Annotated in this window: 13 protein-coding genes; 1 reads left to right on the top strand and 12 read right to left on the bottom strand. The window is 58.5% G+C overall.

What is annotated here, in order from left to right; all coding sequences use genetic code 11:
- Positions 1-148 precede the first annotated feature (148 nt).
- The 4 genes from QMK50_RS21870 to QMK50_RS21855 form a co-directional block, all read right to left on the bottom strand.
- Positions 149-877 carry a dienelactone hydrolase family protein gene (locus QMK50_RS21870; protein WP_320333926.1) on the bottom strand — a complete coding sequence of 243 codons (729 nt, stop codon included), beginning with the start codon at positions 875-877 and terminating at the stop codon, positions 149-151.
- 66 nt (positions 878-943) lie between these two features.
- The gene (gene htpG, locus QMK50_RS21865; RefSeq protein ID WP_159994452.1) at positions 944-2,848 is read right to left on the bottom strand and encodes a molecular chaperone HtpG; all 1,905 of its coding nucleotides are present in this window, start codon (positions 2,846-2,848) and stop codon (positions 944-946) included.
- An 88-nt stretch (positions 2,849-2,936) separates the two neighbouring features.
- Complete coding sequence (locus QMK50_RS21860; protein WP_095167548.1) at positions 2,937-3,389, bottom strand: PaaI family thioesterase; 453 nt, start codon at positions 3,387-3,389, stop codon at positions 2,937-2,939.
- On the bottom strand, positions 3,386-3,862 hold the full coding sequence (locus tag QMK50_RS21855; protein ID WP_095167546.1) for a PaaI family thioesterase: 477 nt from the start codon (positions 3,860-3,862) through the stop codon (positions 3,386-3,388). Before QMK50_RS21855 ends, QMK50_RS21860 begins: the two co-directional genes overlap by 4 nt.
- A gap of 159 nt (positions 3,863-4,021) precedes the next feature.
- Between QMK50_RS21855 and QMK50_RS21850 the strand changes: the two genes are divergently transcribed.
- Complete coding sequence (locus QMK50_RS21850; protein ID WP_095167544.1) at positions 4,022-4,261, top strand: hypothetical protein; 240 nt, start codon at positions 4,022-4,024, stop codon at positions 4,259-4,261.
- Between the two features lie 64 nt (positions 4,262-4,325).
- Here QMK50_RS21850 and QMK50_RS21845 read toward each other — a convergent pair whose 3' ends face one another.
- The 8 genes from QMK50_RS21845 to QMK50_RS21810 all read right to left on the bottom strand — a co-directional run bounded on the left by QMK50_RS21845 (position 4,326) and on the right by QMK50_RS21810 (position 15,283).
- Positions 4,326-4,727 (bottom strand): MAPEG family protein, encoded by a 402-nt coding sequence (locus QMK50_RS21845; RefSeq protein ID WP_095167543.1) that lies wholly within the window; start codon positions 4,725-4,727, stop codon positions 4,326-4,328.
- Entirely contained in the window at positions 4,727-5,464 is a 738-nt protein-coding gene (locus tag QMK50_RS21840) for a DUF599 domain-containing protein (protein WP_095167541.1), read from the bottom strand. Before QMK50_RS21840 ends, QMK50_RS21845 begins: the two co-directional genes overlap by 1 nt.
- A gap of 222 nt (positions 5,465-5,686) precedes the next feature.
- Positions 5,687-7,000, bottom strand: coding sequence for a branched-chain amino acid transport system II carrier protein (gene brnQ, locus QMK50_RS21835; protein ID WP_095167539.1), 1,314 nt, complete (start codon positions 6,998-7,000; stop codon positions 5,687-5,689).
- 429 nt (positions 7,001-7,429) lie between these two features.
- A complete protein-coding gene (gene sucD, locus QMK50_RS21830) occupies positions 7,430-8,311 on the bottom strand; it encodes a succinate--CoA ligase subunit alpha (protein WP_053156820.1) in 882 nt (293 codons plus the stop codon).
- The gene (gene sucC, locus QMK50_RS21825) at positions 8,311-9,477 is read right to left on the bottom strand and encodes an ADP-forming succinate--CoA ligase subunit beta (protein ID WP_007919879.1); all 1,167 of its coding nucleotides are present in this window, start codon (positions 9,475-9,477) and stop codon (positions 8,311-8,313) included. The genes sucD and sucC overlap by 1 nt, the downstream gene beginning before the upstream one ends.
- A gap of 178 nt (positions 9,478-9,655) precedes the next feature.
- Positions 9,656-11,092, bottom strand: a complete 1,437-nt coding sequence (gene lpdA / locus QMK50_RS21820) for a dihydrolipoyl dehydrogenase (protein ID WP_095167538.1) — start codon at positions 11,090-11,092, stop codon at positions 9,656-9,658.
- A 99-nt stretch (positions 11,093-11,191) separates the two neighbouring features.
- Positions 11,192-12,409, bottom strand: coding sequence for a 2-oxoglutarate dehydrogenase complex dihydrolipoyllysine-residue succinyltransferase (odhB, locus tag QMK50_RS21815; protein WP_095167536.1), 1,218 nt, complete (start codon positions 12,407-12,409; stop codon positions 11,192-11,194).
- A gap of 42 nt (positions 12,410-12,451) precedes the next feature.
- A complete protein-coding gene (locus QMK50_RS21810; protein WP_095167535.1) occupies positions 12,452-15,283 on the bottom strand; it encodes a 2-oxoglutarate dehydrogenase E1 component in 2,832 nt (943 codons plus the stop codon).
- Between the last annotated feature and the right edge of the window lie 103 nt (positions 15,284-15,386).

The raw sequence follows: 15,386 nt of genomic DNA, 5'->3' as shown, positions 1-15,386 counted from the left end.
ACCGAGAGCTTTGGTGTGGAGCAAGCCGCCATCGCGGGCAAGCCCGCTCCCACAGAGATATTCCAGCGCAGGAAAGCAGGCCGACGGGTAGGTCGCCGTGCCCTGGCTTTTGATCTTGATCCACCCGGAGGGCGATGCCCCCAATCCCCTACCCCGCAAACACCTCATCCAACAAATCATGCATCGACCTAAACGCCCGCCCCGCCACCTTGGCGTCATACATCATCATCCCCGGCACATTGGCATGCCGATCGGTAAACGAGTGAAAGGCCCCGCCATAACTCAACAACTGCCAATCCACACCCGCCGCATTCATCTCAGCCTCGAAGGCCGGCAACTGCTCCTTGGGCACTAACGGGTCAGACGCTCCATGCAGCACCAACACCGAGCCCTTGATGTTCTTCGCATCGCTGGCATCCGGCGTATCCAGCGTACCGTGGAACGACACAGCCGCCTTCACCGGCGCCCCCGTGCGGGCAAACTCCAACGCACAGCAGCCGCCAAAGCAGAAACCGAACGTCGCCAGCCGAGAGACATCGACCGCCGCCTCACCCTGGCCCTGCAACTGCTCGAACGCCACCTGCATACGCTTGCGCAGCAACGGCCGGTCATTCTTCAGCGGCATCATCGCCGCCCCCGCCTGATCGTTGTCCTGCGGTCGAACCGCCTGACCATAGAGGTCGGCAATCAGCACCACATAGCCCTTGGCCGCGACCGCCTTGGCAATCTCCTCGGCACCCGCACCAACGCCCATCCAGTTCGGCGCCATCAACAGGCCCGGACGCGGACCTGAGTGAGCGGCATCGAACGCCAGGCGACTTTCGTATGGCTGGCCATCAATCTGATAGACCACGGAACGCACAGTGATTTGACTCATGACTCACTCCCGTCAATAAACGCCAGAATGAAAAAACCCGCCGAAGCGGGTTTTTCTACAACCTGTTTACACCGACAGCTCAACCAGCAGCTTGTTCAGCCGGCGCACATAAGCGGCCGGATCCTTGAGACTGTCGCCGGCCGCCAGGGCCGCCTGATCGAACAGGATGTGCGACAGATCACCGAACCGCTCGTCACTCTGCTCCGCGTCGAGCTTCTCGATCAGCGGGTGAGCCGGGTTGAATTCGAAGATCGGCTTGGAGTCCGGAACCTTCTGCCCGCTGGCTTCAAGGATCTGACGCATCTGCAGGCCCAGGTCCTGCTCACCGATGGCCAGGATCGCCGGCGAATCGGTCAGGCGATGGGAAACCCGCACCTCGGCAACAGCGTCACCCAGCGCAGTTTTCAGACGCTCAACCAGGCCTTCCTTGGACTTGGCGACTTCTTCCGCCGCTTGCTTGTCCTCGGCCGAATCCAGGTTACCCAGGTCCAGGTCGCCACGCGCCACGTCGACAAAGCTCTTGCCGTCGAAATCGCTGAGGTAGCTCATCAACCACTCGTCGATGCGATCGGTCAGCAGCAGCACTTCGATGCCTTTCTTGCGGAAGACTTCCAGGTGCGGGCTGTTCTTGACCTGTGCGTAGGTTTCGCCGGTCAGGTAGTAGATCTTGTCCTGGCCTTCCTTGGCGCGTGCCAGGTACTCGGCCAGGGAAACCACTTGCTCGCCCTCTTCACCCTGGGTAGAGGCAAAGCGCAGCAGGCCAGCGATCTTCTCTTTGTTGGCGAAATCTTCGGCCGGGCCTTCTTTCATCACCTGGCCGAAGTTTTTCCAGAAGCCTTTGTATTGCTCAGGATCGTTCTTCGCCAGTTTTTCCAGCATATCCAGCACGCGCTTGGTCAGCGCCGACTTCATCGAATCGATGATCGGGTCTTTCTGCAGGATTTCCCGCGACACGTTCAGCGACAGGTCGTTGGAATCGACCACACCCTTGACGAAACGCAGGTACAGCGGCAGGAACGACTCCGCCTGGTCCATGACGAACACCCGCTGCACGTACAGCTTCAGGCCTTTAGGCGCTTCACGCTGGTACAGGTCGAACGGAGCACGGGCCGGCACGTAGAGCAACGAGCTGTATTCCAGCTTGCCTTCGACCTTGTTGTGGCTCCAGCTCAGCGGATTCTCGAAATCGTGGGCGATGTGTTTGTAGAACTCCTGGTATTCCTCGTCCTTAATCTCGGTACGCGGACGTGTCCACAGCGCGCTGGCACGGTTGATGGTTTCCCATTCAACCGCAGGCGGCTCTTCACCTTCGGCCGCCGTGACTTCCTTCGGCAGTTCGATCGGCAGCGCGATGTGGTCGGAGTACTTCTTGATGATGTTGCGCAGGCGCCAGCCATCGGCGAACTCGTCTTCAGCGGATTTCAGGTGCAGGACGATACGGGTACCGCGATCGGCTTTTTCAATGGTCGCGACTTCAAAATCGCCTTCGCCCTTGGACGACCAGTGCACGCCTTCGCTCGCGGCGAGGCCGGCACGACGGCTGAACACTTCAACCTGGTCGGCAACGATGAACGCGGAGTAGAAACCCACGCCGAATTGACCGATCAGGTGCGAATCTTTCTTCTGGTCGCCCGTCAGGTGTTTCATGAAATCAGCAGTGCCGGACTTGGCGATGGTGCCCAGATGCGTGATCGCATCTTCGCGGCTCATACCGATGCCGTTGTCTTCGAGGGTGACGGTCTTGGCGTCTTTGTCGAAGCTCACACGGATTTTCAGTTCCGCGCCGCCTTCCAGCAACTCAGGCTTGGACAGGGCTTCGAAACGTAATTTGTCGACAGCGTCAGAGGCGTTGGAGATGAGTTCGCGAAGGAAAATTTCCTTGTTGGAGTACAGCGAATGGATCATCAGGTGCAGCAGTTGCTTTACCTCGGTCTGGAAGCCCAGGGTTTCCTTTTGAGTTTCCACGCTCATGGTCATCAAACTCCGATTGGATGGCAGTGGCCGCGCCCTGAAGGGTGGCGGCGGGATGTCATTCAAGTTGGGGGCGCCACCGAGGATTTCAAGGGCTGGGTGTTTCCTCGATCTTGAAATGCGCCCGCGCCGTGGCAATCGGTTCGGCTTCAGTGCTCTGCCACGCGGTTATCGCCACGTTGGCGACGCGCCGCCCCTGCCGACACACCTGGCATTTGGCATAGGTATCGCGAAACTGCCCGGCACGCAGGTAGTCGAGGGAAAAGTCGATGATCTTCGGCACTCCCGGCGAGCCGGTGAACACCACCAGGTGCAGGGCTGCAGCCAGCTCCATGAAACCTGCAATCACCCCGCCGTGAATTGCCGGCAATAGCGGGTTGCCAATGTTGTCCTTGTTCGCCGGCAGGCGAAACAGCAACTCATCGCCCAGGCGCGAGCATTCGACGCCAATCAGCTTGGCGTACGGGATCAGGTGCAGCAGCGAGGCATAGTCGCCACGCTCGTGGGCCTGCTGCAATTGGGTCTTGAAGTCATCGTTCATTGTTGCCCACCACTCATCGAACCGCCGAAGCCCTTGGTACCCTTGATCCCTTTGCCCATGCGCATGAACGTCCCGACTACATGGGCGATTGGCTGCTGCGGATCGTCCTGATAGGCAAAGCCGCGGGTAAAGATCACATCGGTGGTCACCCGGTAGCACTGGGCAAAGCCGTACACATCCTTGTGGGGTTCGGCCGGGTGCATGTAGTCGATGCGCAGGTCGAGGGTCGGACACACTTCGAACTCCGGCAGCACACACAGGGTGGCCATGCCGCAGGCGGTGTCCATCAGGGAGGTAATGGCGCCACCGTGAATCACCCCGGTCTGCGGATTACCGACGATTTGCGGGCTGTAGGGCAAGGTGATGGTCATCCCTTCCTGGCTGGCGCTGTGCACATGCAAACCGAGGACCTGACAATGACGCAGGGCCGATAAAAAGCGCATCGCACGCTCAAAAATGGGGTTATCCGACATTCGCTATAGGCTCTGATTAGTGTTGTTGCTTAGCTGTTATGGACGTAAGGAAAAGTTCCCACAAGAATAAACTTATATATCTGTGGGAAACATGGAACTTAACCCCTCAGGCTGTGCTCGAAAGGCCAAGTAGATATTTTCCATAAGGAGAAACACCCCATGCGTAAGACTTTAGCTATTGCCTTGATGTTGACCGCTTCCCTCGGTCTCGCTGCCTGCGATAAAAAATCCGAGGACAAAGCTCAAGATGCTACCAAACATGCCGAGCAAGCTCAGCAGGACATGAGCAAAGCTCAGGATAAAGTGAACGACGCTGCGAAAGAAAACGCCGAAGCTGCCAAAGCTCAGGCTGAATCGAACAAAGCCGCTGCCGAAGAAGCCGCTCCAAAAACCAATTAATGGTTTTAGCGCTGCACAATAAAGCCCGCCAAGTGCGGGCTTTATTGTGCGCGTTGCAAACGTATTAGAGCAGCACGCTCTTGAATGTCGGGCTGAGCATCAGCAGCAATGAACAGACCAGGCCGATACACCACACCAGGCTGCGCTGCCAGGGAAGGTCCGCCCAGTAGCACAGCAAATAGATCACCCGGGCAATCACGAAGACCATTGCCAGCCCGTCGATCAGCCATCCCGCCGTCTGCGTGGTGTGCGCCATCAACACCCCCACCGCAAACAGGATGAACGCCTCAAAACTGTTCTGGTGGGCCGCCAGCGACCGGGCACCCAAGCCGCTCAACTGCGCCTGTTGCTGGCGCGGCAGGTGATTGTTGTAGCCGCCCTGCTCTTTCATGGCCTTGGTCACCGGCACACGCGCGACAAAAATCAGCAAGGCACTGATCAATACGCACCAGAACGCAATACTCATCAGCTCACCTCTTTATTGGCCTCGGGCAATGGCGCCTCAGTAGGGGTATAGACCATGACCTCTAGAACGTCGGAATGAAACTCCCGGCGATACAACACAAACACCACCCCGGCACTCATCGACATGAACAACCAGGGGCTGACAAACCAGGCCAGCATGGTCATGCCGAAGTAGTAAGAACGCAGGCCGAAGTTGAACTGGTTGGCGGCCATCGAAATCACCCGCGCCGCCCGCGCGGCAAATGCCTTGCGCTCCTGCTCCGAGACATGGCGCTCACCAACCATGGGCGCCGAGCCCACCAGGATCGCGGCGAAGTTGTACTGGCGCATGCACCAACTGAACGTGAAGAAGGCATAGACAAATACCAGCGCCAGGCACAGCAACTTGATCTCCGACATGCCCTGGGAGGCCTGCTGCACCATCGGAATATCTGCCAGCAACGACACCGCGCGCTCGGATGCGCCGAGTACCGTGAGAATACCGGCGAGAATAATCAGGGTGCTGGAGGCAAAGAACGACGCGTTGCGCTCCAGATTGCCAATCACGCTGGCGTCGGCAATGCGGTTGTCGCGCAGCAGCATGCGGCGCATCCAGTCTTCACGGTACAGGTGCAATACGCTGGCCAGGCACGCCGTGTCGCGCCCCTTCCAGCTGGCATAACGGGTGTAGCCACCCCAGCAGATGACAAACCAGAGCGCGGCCAGCAGATGGATCAGATTGGCATGGATGAACGACATGTAATTCCCTGGAGACGTTGATTAAACCCGCAGGAGCATGGTTTGCCCGCGATGCCGTCCTGGAGATCGTCATCGCGGGCATGCCATGTTCCTGCAAGTTAGATGTTCGACGTTAACTCAGGGAAAAAGGCACGGCTATGCGCCCATAAAAAATGCCCCGCATCGATCGATACGGGGCATTTCGGTGTTTCGCGCCAGCCCGCTTGTGACGGGCGGCGTCAGTTACGCCAGGGCTTCGTCGCGCTTGCCCAACAGGCGGTCGCAGGCCACCGCTACCACCAGGGTGAAGACGCACGGCACCAGCCATGCCAGGCCTTGCTCGGCCAGCGGCAAGTGGGTCAGTTGAGTCGGCATCCAGTCAGCCAGGCCAGCGCCCTTGAGCGCGTCGATCAGGCCGAACAGGAACGACACCAGCATCACCGGACCGAGGATGCGGCTGTGCTCGTGCCAGAAGTCTTTGCAGAAGCTCAGGGCCACCAGCACGATGCACGGCGGGTAGATCGCGGTCAGGACCGGGATCGAGAACGCAATCAACTTGGTCAGGCCCAGGTTGGACACCAGCAGGGAGAATGCCGCGAGGATGATCACCAGGGTCTTGTAGGACAGTGGCAGGACACGGCTGAAGTACTCGGCACAGGCACAGGTCAGGCCGACCGCGGTCACCAGGCACGCCAGCGAAATCAGCACCGCCAGGAAACCACTGCCCAGCGAACCGAAGGTGTGCTGCACGTAAGCGTGCAATACCGCCGCGCCATTGGTCGCGCCGACAGCCACTTCATGACTGCCGGAACCGAGACGGAACAGGCTGACATACACCAGGGCCAGGCCCACGCCGGCAATCAGCCCGGCAATGATCGCGTACCGGGTAATCAGCGCAGGCGACTCGACGCCACGGGAGCGAATGGCATTGACGATAACGATGCCGAACACCAGGGCGCCCAGGGTATCCATGGTCAGGTAACCATTGATGAAGCCCTGGGAGAACGGTGCCGCCACGTATTCTGGCGTGCCGTGCCCGATATCCCCGGCCGGCAAGGCGAACGCGGCGATCCCGAGCACTGCCAGGGCAATGATCTTCAGGGGGGCGAGGAAACGACCCACGGTGTCCAGCAGGCGACCCGGGTACAGGGAAATGAAGAACACCAGCAGGAAGTACACCGAGCTGTAGAGGAACAGTGCCAGCGGGCTTTCGCCGGTCAGTGGCGCCAGGCCCACTTCAAAGGACACGGTGGCGGTACGCGGGGTGGCAAACAGCGGGCCCACGGCGAGGTAGCAGGCAGCCGCCAGTATGCCACCAGCGACTTTACCGATCGGACTGCTCAGGGCGTCCATCGCCCCCCCGACCTTGGCCAGCGCGACAACGGTGATCACCGGCAAACCTACCGCGGTAATCAGAAAACCCAGCGCCGCCATCCAGACATGTGGTCCGGCCTGCAAACCGACGATAGGCGGGAAGATGATGTTGCCGGCCCCGACGAACAGGGCAAACGTCATAAAACCAAGTGCCAGAATGTCCTGGCCTTTCAACACTTTCATTAAGGAAATACCACACTACTGAATCGGAATTTAGAGAGGGATTTCCCTGATGGGTGAGGGAAATGCTGTCGGTCCGTATAAGACCAACCCTTTTAGCGCGTTGCCGCCTTGTGGGCAGCGGACGCAAAAATGGCACGTAGCCTAACGAATTTTGACCAGAAACGCACTGTTAGAGGGCGAACATTCCGATCTACGACATTTTCGTGTCGCGTTTTTGCATATAAATGGTTGGTGCCTGTAAGTCCGTCATCGCGAGCAAGCTCGCTCCCACAGTTTTTGCGGTGTGAATCAAATCGAATGTGCACTACAAATCCCTGTGGGAGCGAGCTTGCTCGCGATGGCGTCCGCACGGTCAACACAAATCCCGGAAATGACAAAGGCCACCCGAAGGTGGCCTTTGTCTGGTAAAGCGTCAGCTAAGCGCGAGGCTTACTTGACAGCCCAACCGGTCAGCTCGGACAAAGCCTTGCCGATGTCTGCCAGCGAACGCACGGTTTTCACGCCTGCGTCTTCCAGGGCAGCAAACTTCTCGTCTGCAGTGCCTTTGCCGCCAGAGATGATTGCGCCAGCATGGCCCATGCGCTTGCCCGGAGGAGCAGTCACACCAGCGATGTAGGAAACAACCGGCTTGGTCACGTGTGCCTTGATGTAGGCAGCCGCTTCTTCTTCAGCCGAACCGCCGATCTCGCCGATCATCACGATCGCTTCGGTCTTCGGGTCTTCCTGGAACAGCTTCAGGATGTCGATGAAGTTCGAACCCGGGATCGGGTCACCACCGATGCCGACGCAAGTCGACTGACCGAAACCGGCGTCAGTAGTCTGCTTCACAGCTTCGTAGGTCAGGGTGCCGGAACGGGAAACGATACCGACTTTGCCTGGCAAGTGAATGTGACCTGGCATGATGCCGATCTTGCATTCGCCTGGGGTGATCACGCCTGGGCAGTTAGGGCCGATCAGGACTACGCCCAGCTCGTCGCACTTAACTTTAGCGTCCAGCATGTCCAGGGTAGGAATGCCTTCGGTGATGCACACGATCAGCTTGATGCCGCCGAAAGCAGCTTCCAGGATCGAGTCCTTGCAGAAAGGAGCCGGAACGTAGATCACGCTGGCGGTAGCGCCAGTGGCAGCTACGGCGTCTTTCACGGTGTTGAACACTGGCAGACCCAGGTGCTCGGTGCCGCCTTTGCCTGGAGTTACACCACCAACCATCTTGGTGCCGTACTCGATGGCTTGCTGGGTGTGGAAACTACCTTGCGAACCGGTAATACCCTGGCAGATAACTTTGGTGTCTTTATTGATCAGGACGCTCATTACTTGCCCTCCGCAGCTTTGACAACTTGTTGAGCAGCGTCGGTCAGGCTGGTAGCAGCGATGATGTTCAAACCGCTTTCTGCCAGTACTTTAGCGCCCAGCTCAGCGTTGTTGCCTTCAAGGCGAACAACAACCGGGATTTTCACGCCGACTTCTTTCACAGCGCCGATGATGCCTTCGGCAATCATGTCGCAACGAACGATGCCGCCGAAGATGTTGACCAGTACTGCAGCGACGTTAGTGTCGGACAGGATGATCTTGAACGCTTCGGTAACGCGTTCTTTAGTAGCACCGCCGCCCACGTCGAGGAAGTTGGCTGGTTTGCCGCCATGCAGGTTGACGATGTCCATGGTACCCATGGCCAGGCCAGCACCGTTGACCATGCAACCGATGTTGCCTTCCAGCGCTACGTAGTTCAGTTCGAACTTGGCAGCGTGCGCTTCGCGCGGATCGTCTTGCGACGGATCGTGGAAAGTCTTCAGCTTAGGCTGACGGTACATGGCGTTGGCGTCGATGTTGATCTTCGCGTCCAGGCAGTGCAGATCGCCGTCAGCTTTGATCACCAGCGGGTTCACTTCCAGCAGAGCCAGGTCGTGATCCTTGAACAGTTTGGCCAGACCTACGAAGATCTTGGCAAACTGAGCAACTTGCTTGCCTTCCAGGCCCAGCTGGAATGCCAGCTCGCGACCCTGGAATGGCTGAGCGCCAACCAGTGGATCGATAGTGGCTTTCAGAATTTTTTCTGGAGTGTCGTGAGCGATTTTCTCGATGTCCACGCCACCTTCGGTGGAAGCCATGAACACGATGCGACGGCTCGAACGGTCAACGACAGCGCCCAGGTACAGCTCTTTAGCGATATCAGTGCACGATTCAACCAGGATCTTGGTGACTGGCTGACCATTGGCGTCAGTCTGGTAAGTCACCAGACGCTTGCCCAGCCACTGCTGTGCGAATGCCTTAGCGTCTTCTTTGCTGCGAACCAGCTTTACGCCGCCCGCTTTACCGCGACCACCGGCGTGGACCTGGGCTTTGACAACCCACTCGCTGCCGCCGATTTTGTCGCAAGCTTCTGCTGCTGCTTCCGGGGTGTCTACCGCGTAACCGGTGGATACTGGCAGGCCGTACTCAGCGAACAGCTGCTTACCCTGATACTCGTGAAGATTCATGCTTATTACCGTCTTCGTTAGGTACTGCGCATTCGGTGCTGCACTGTTGAGTGCCGCACCACCTGTGACTGCTGCTTGCGTAGCCTAGGCTACGCAAGACTGCGTCCAGCGGATATTCCGCGGTGAGTCTTGCATGCAAGGCTCACGACGGGCCATACCGCCGTGGTTTCTTATTGTCTTAACGCTTCTTGCGGTTGGCGATGTGAATGGCGCCGCCATTCACTGCCAGAGCTGCTTCGTGCAAGGCTTCGGACAGGGTCGGATGGGAGAAGACCATCATGCCCAGGTCTTCAGCGCTGGTGCCGAATTCCATGCCGATTGCGCCCTGCTGGACCAGTTCTGCAGCGCTTGGGCCAATCACGTGGACGCCCAATACGCGGTCAGTCTTGGCATCGGCGATCACTTTGACGAAACCGCCGGTATCGTTGGCTGCCATGGCACGGCCACTGGCTGCGAACGGGAAAGTGCCGACGTTAACTTCAACGCCTTCAGCTTTCAAGGCCTGCTCGGTTTTACCGACCCATGCAATTTCCGGGTGAGTATAAATAACCGAAGGGATCAGGTCATAGTTCATCTGGGCTTTGTGGCCCTTGATGCGCTCGACAACCATGATGCCCTCTTCCGAGGCCTTGTGAGCCAGCATCATGCCGCGAACCACGTCGCCGATCGCGTATACGCCCGGTACGGTGGTCGCGCAGTGATCGTCGACGTGCACAAAACCGCGCTCGTCGAGGGTCACGCCGCAATCAGCGGAAAGCAGATCAGTGGTCACCGGACGGCGACCAACGGCTACGATCAGCTTGTCGAAGGTGATGGTCTGTTCGCCTTTGGCGTCGGTGTAGGTCACGACTACTTCTTCGCCGTTGACCTTGGAACCGGTTACGCGAGCGCCCAGCTTGATGTCCAGACCTTGTTTGGTCAGGGTTTTCAGTGCTTCCTTGGAAACGGCGGCGTCAGCAGCCATCAGGAAGGTGTCCAGGGCTTCCAGGACAGTCACTTCAGCGCCCAGGCGCGACCATACAGAACCCAGTTCCAGGCCGATCACGCCAGCGCCGATCACGCCCAGACGTTTTGGCACAGCTTGGAATTCCAGGGCGCCAGTCGAATCGACGATCACGTTCTGGTCAACCGGAGCCGGTGGAATGTCGATTGGACGCGAACCTGGAGCCAGGATCACGTTCTCGGCTTCGATGATTTCTACCGAACCGTCAGGCTTGGTGACTTCGACTTTTTTGCCAGCCAGCAGTTTGCCGTGGCCCTGGATCGAGGTCACGCCGTTGGCCTTGAACAGGGTGGCAACACCCGAGGTCAGGCCTTTGACGATGTTGGCTTTACGGCCGACCATTGCTGGAACGTCCATGGTCACGCCAGCGTGGTTGATACCGTGGATCGCGAAGCCGTCTTGTGCTTCGTGGAATTTCCAGGAGCTGTCCAGCAGCGCCTTGGATGGAATGCAGCCGACGTTCAGGCAAGTACCGCCCAGAGCCAGTTTGCCTTCCTTGTCGGTGTACTTCTCGATGCAGGCCGTCGAAAGACCCAGTTGAGCGGCCTTGATAGCTGCTACATAGCCGCCAGGGCCGGCACCGATCACTACTACGTCAAATTTCTGCGACATTGAAAAAAATCCTCTTTAGCGAAAAGCCTGAAGCCGCGGGCCACAAGCCAGACTGCCGTTAACCAGCAGCCTGAAGCCTGCAGCTCGCGGCTGCTTCTATCAGATATCCAGCAACAGACGAGCCGGGTCTTCCAGCAGGTTCTTGATGGTCACCAGGAAAGTCACAGCTTCTTTGCCATCGATCAGACGGTGATCGTAGGACAGAGCCAGGTACATCATCGGACGGATTACCACTTGACCGTTGATCGCCATAGGACGCTGCAGGATGTTGTGCATGCCCAGGATCGCTGCTTGCGGCGGGTTGACGATCGGAGTCGACATCATCGAACCGAAAGTACCACCGTTGGTGATGGTGAACGTACCACCGGTCATTTCGTCCATCGACAGTTTGCCGTCACGGGCTTTCTTGCCGAAGGTGGCGATGCCGCCTTCGATTTCAGCCAGGCTCATCAGTTCGGCGTTACGCAGAACCGGAACCACCAGGCCGCGGTCGCTGGAAACAGCAACACCGACGTCGGCGTAGCCGTGGTAAACGATGTCTGCACCGTCGATCGAAGCGTTGACAGCCGGGAAGCGTTTCAGCGCTTCGGTAGCCGCTTTCACGAAGAACGACATGAAGCCCAGGCGTACGCCGTTGTGGGACTTCTCGAACAGATCCTTGTACTTCGAACGCAGTGCCATGACTTCGGTCATGTCGACTTCGTTGAAAGTAGTCAGCATCGCCATGTTCGACTGAGCTTCAACCAGACGCTTGGCCACGGTGGCACGCACGCGGGTCATTGGAACGCGCTTCTCGATGCGATCGCCAGCAGCGAATACAGGAGCAGCGGCGGCCGGAGCAGCAGCCTTGGCAGGCGCGGCAGCCGGAGCGGCTTTCTTGGCAGCAACGGCTGCAACCACGTCTTCCTTGGTCACACGACCGCCTTTGCCAGTACCGGCAACGGAAGCGATGTTGATGCCGTTCTCTTCAGCCAGCTTGCGCGCAGCTGGAGCAGCAACAGGATCGTCTTCGCCAGCAGCAGCCGGGGCAGCGGCTTGAGCGGCAGCAGCAGGAGCCGCGGCAGGAGCGGCAGCAACGCCGCCCGCTTCGATGGAGCCCAGGATTTCGTCGGACAGAACGGTGTCGCCTTCGTTCTTGACGATAGCGCCCAGTACGCCATCAGCGGTAGCCAACACTTCCAGTACGACTTTATCGGTTTCGATGTCGACGATCAGGTCGTCGCGCTTGACCGCGTCGCCCGGTTGCTTGTGCCAGGTGGCAACGGTGCCATCGGCAACCGATTCCGGGAAAGTGGGGGCTTTGATCTCGATAGCCATTGTCTGTGGTTCCTTAAATTCGGTTTCAGGTGCGCGAAGGCGTTAAACAGTAAAGGCGTCTTGCAGCAGTTTTTCCTGCTGCTCAGCGTGCATCGATGCATAACCACAAGCCGGTGCAGCGGAGGCCTCACGACCGGCGTACTCGAGGACGAGTGCCTTGTTGTGATTGCCAACGATGCGACGCATGTGGTGCTGGCTGCAGTACCAGGCACCCTGGTTCATCGGCTCTTCCTGACACCAAACGATATGCTTGAGGTTGGTGTAAGGCGCCAGGACTTCGTTCAAGTCGTCCTCAGGGAATGGATACAGCTGCTCGAGACGCACGACGGCGATATCGTCACGGCCTTCGGCACGGCGTTTTTCCAGCAGGTCGTAGTAGACCTTGCCGCTACACAGAACAATGCGCTCGACCTTTTTCGGGTCTTGGGCATCGATTTCCGGGATAACGGTCTGGAACGAACCTTCGGCCAGGTCTTCCAGGGTCGAGATGGCCAGCTTGTGACGCAACAGCGACTTCGGTGTCAGTACGATCAATGGCTTGCGCAGCGGGCGAATCACCTGACGGCGCAGCAAGTGGTAGATCTGAGCCGGCGTAGTCGGTACAGCTACCTGAATGTTGTGCTCGGCGCACAGTTGCAGGTAACGCTCCAGACGTGCCGAGGAGTGCTCAGGACCCTGACCTTCATAACCGTGTGGCAGCAGCATGGTCAGACCGCACAGACGGCCCCACTTGTGCTCGCCACTGGTGATGAACTGGTCGATAACCACCTGGGCACCGTTGGCGAAGTCGCCGAACTGGGCTTCCCAGATCACCAGCGCGTCAGGCGTGGTGGTCGAGTAACCGTATTCGAACGCCAGTACGGCTTCCTCGGACAGGAACGAATCGTACAGGTCGAAACGTGGCTGGCCTTCGTACAGGTTCTGCAGCGGGATGTAGGTCCCCGCGTCTTTCTGGTTGTGCAAGACAGCGTGACGGTGCGAGAACGTACCGCGACCGATGTCCTGACCCGTCATGCGGATCGGGTGACCTTCGAACGCCAGGGTCGCGTACGCCATGGTTTCGGCGTAACCCCAGTTGATCGGCAGGCCGCCGGCTTGCATCTTCTGACGGTCTTCGTAGATTTTCGCAACCTGGCGCTGAACCACGAAGCCTTCTGGAATTTCCAGCAGCTTGGCGGACAGTTCCTGCAGGGTCTTGAGGTCGAAGCGAGTGTCGTGACGCGCAGTCCAGGCATGGCCCAGATACGGACGCCAGTCCACGAACAGCTCTTTGTTCGGCTCTTTGACCAGGCTTTTTACAACATGCAGGCCGTTGTCCAGTGCGTTGCGGTATTCGTCGATTTTCGACTGCACACGCTCTGCGTCCAGCACACCGCTTTGAGTCAGGCGATCGGCATACAGCTCACGGGTGGTGCGCTGCTTGGTGATCTGCTGATACATGATCGGCTGGGTGCCGCTTGGCTCGTCGGCCTCGTTGTGGCCGCGACGACGGTAGCAGACCAGGTCGATCACCACGTCACGCTTGAACTGCATGCGGTAGTCGATGGCCAACTGGGTCACGAACAATACGGCTTCCGGATCATCACCATTCACATGGAGGATCGGCGCCTGGATCATTTTCGCAACGTCGGTAGCGTACTCGGTGGAACGCGAGTCCAGCGGGTTGCTGATGGTGAAACCGACCTGGTTGTTGATCACGATGTGCACGGTGCCGCCGGTCTTGAAACCGCGGGTCTGCGACATCTGGAAGGTTTCCATCACCACGCCTTGACCGGCGAATGCCGCATCACCGTGGATCGAGATCGGCAGAACCTTCTCACCGGTTGGGTCGTTGCGACGATCCTGACGGGCGCGAACCGAACCCTCGACCACCGGGGAAACGATTTCCAGGTGGGACGGGTTGAACGCCATGGCCAGGTGAACTTCACCGCCGGTGGTCATCACGTTGGACGAGAAGCCCTGGTGGTATTTAACGTCACCGGAACCCAGCTCGACCTTCTTCTTGCCTTCGAACTCGTCGAACAGCTCGCGCGGGTTCTTGCCGAAGGTGTTGACCAGCACGTTCAGACGGCCACGGTGGGCCATGCCAATGACGATTTCCTTGGTGCCGTAGGAACCGGAACGCTGGATCAGCTCGTCGAGCATCGGGATCAGGCTTTCGCCGCCTTCCAGACCGAAACGCTTGGTACCCGGGTATTTGGTGCCCAGGTATTTTTCCAGGCCTTCACCGGCGGTCACGCGCTCGAGCAGGTGGCCCTTGATGTCCGCGGAATAAGTCGGACGGCCACGCACGCTTTCCAGACGCTGCTGGAACCACTGGCGCTGCTCGGAATCGGTGATGTGCGTAAATTCAGCGCCGATGGTGCGGCAATATGTCTGCTGCAACGCTTCGTGAATTTCGCGTAGGCTCGCTTCCTCTTTGCCGATGAACAGGTCGCCGGCACGGAAGGTCGTATCAAGATCGGCATTGGTCAAGCCGTAATGATTGATCGACAGGTCTGCAGGTGCAGGACGCTGCCACAGCCCCAGCGGGTCAAGCTGGGCTGCCTGGTGGCCACGCATACGGTAGGCCTGGATCAATCGCAGCACTTCAACTTGCTTCTTCTCGTGCTCACTGCTCACGCTGCCGGCGGAAACCGGTTGGGCGCGGCGCTGGTTCTTTGCCAGCAGCACAAAATGGTCGCGAATTGTGGAGTGCGAAACATCGATGGCAGAGTTGCCGTCTGTCGGCAACTTCTGAAAGTAGGTGCGCCACTCTTCTGGCACAGCGTTAGGGTCGTGCAGGTAGAGCTCGTAGAGCTCTTCCACATAGGCAGCGTTACTACCGGATAGGTAGGCGCTGTTCCACATGCGCTGCATCACGCTTTCTTGCATGCTTGGTCACCCTCGGTTAGGGGAACACCATCGGCGAAGACACCGAGCGAGCTTGCAGAAGTCCGAGTGCAGCGACCAAAACAAGCCACTTAGGATCACGCTG

The organism is Pseudomonas sp. P5_152, from assembly GCF_033989915.1.
Classification (GTDB): domain Bacteria; phylum Pseudomonadota; class Gammaproteobacteria; order Pseudomonadales; family Pseudomonadaceae; genus Aquipseudomonas.
The sequence above is the reverse complement of the archived record's forward strand: the minus strand, read 5'-3'. Positions and strand labels throughout refer to the sequence as shown.

Excerpts from the sequence above, each read along its gene's own strand:
- QMK50_RS21870 (WP_320333926.1), bottom strand. The coding sequence starts at position 877 with ATGAGTCAAATCACTGTGCGTTCCGTGGTCTATCAGATTGATGGCCAG.
- htpG (WP_159994452.1), bottom strand. The coding sequence starts at position 2,848 with ATGAGCGTGGAAACTCAAAAGGAAACCCTGGGCTTCCAGACCGAGGTA.
- QMK50_RS21860 (WP_095167548.1), bottom strand. The coding sequence starts at position 3,389 with ATGAACGATGACTTCAAGACCCAATTGCAGCAGGCCCACGAGCGTGGC.
- QMK50_RS21855 (WP_095167546.1), bottom strand. The coding sequence starts at position 3,862 with ATGTCGGATAACCCCATTTTTGAGCGTGCGATGCGCTTTTTATCGGCC.
- QMK50_RS21850 (WP_095167544.1), top strand. The coding sequence starts at position 4,022 with ATGCGTAAGACTTTAGCTATTGCCTTGATGTTGACCGCTTCCCTCGGT.
- QMK50_RS21845 (WP_095167543.1), bottom strand. The coding sequence starts at position 4,727 with ATGAGTATTGCGTTCTGGTGCGTATTGATCAGTGCCTTGCTGATTTTT.
- QMK50_RS21840 (WP_095167541.1), bottom strand. The coding sequence starts at position 5,464 with ATGTCGTTCATCCATGCCAATCTGATCCATCTGCTGGCCGCGCTCTGG.
- brnQ (WP_095167539.1), bottom strand. The coding sequence starts at position 7,000 with ATGAAAGTGTTGAAAGGCCAGGACATTCTGGCACTTGGTTTTATGACG.
- sucD (WP_053156820.1), bottom strand. The coding sequence starts at position 8,311 with ATGAGCGTCCTGATCAATAAAGACACCAAAGTTATCTGCCAGGGTATT.
- sucC (WP_007919879.1), bottom strand. The coding sequence starts at position 9,477 with ATGAATCTTCACGAGTATCAGGGTAAGCAGCTGTTCGCTGAGTACGGC.
- lpdA (WP_095167538.1), bottom strand. The coding sequence starts at position 11,092 with ATGTCGCAGAAATTTGACGTAGTAGTGATCGGTGCCGGCCCTGGCGGC.
- odhB (WP_095167536.1), bottom strand. The coding sequence starts at position 12,409 with ATGGCTATCGAGATCAAAGCCCCCACTTTCCCGGAATCGGTTGCCGAT.
- QMK50_RS21810 (WP_095167535.1), bottom strand. The coding sequence starts at position 15,283 with ATGCAAGAAAGCGTGATGCAGCGCATGTGGAACAGCGCCTACCTATCC.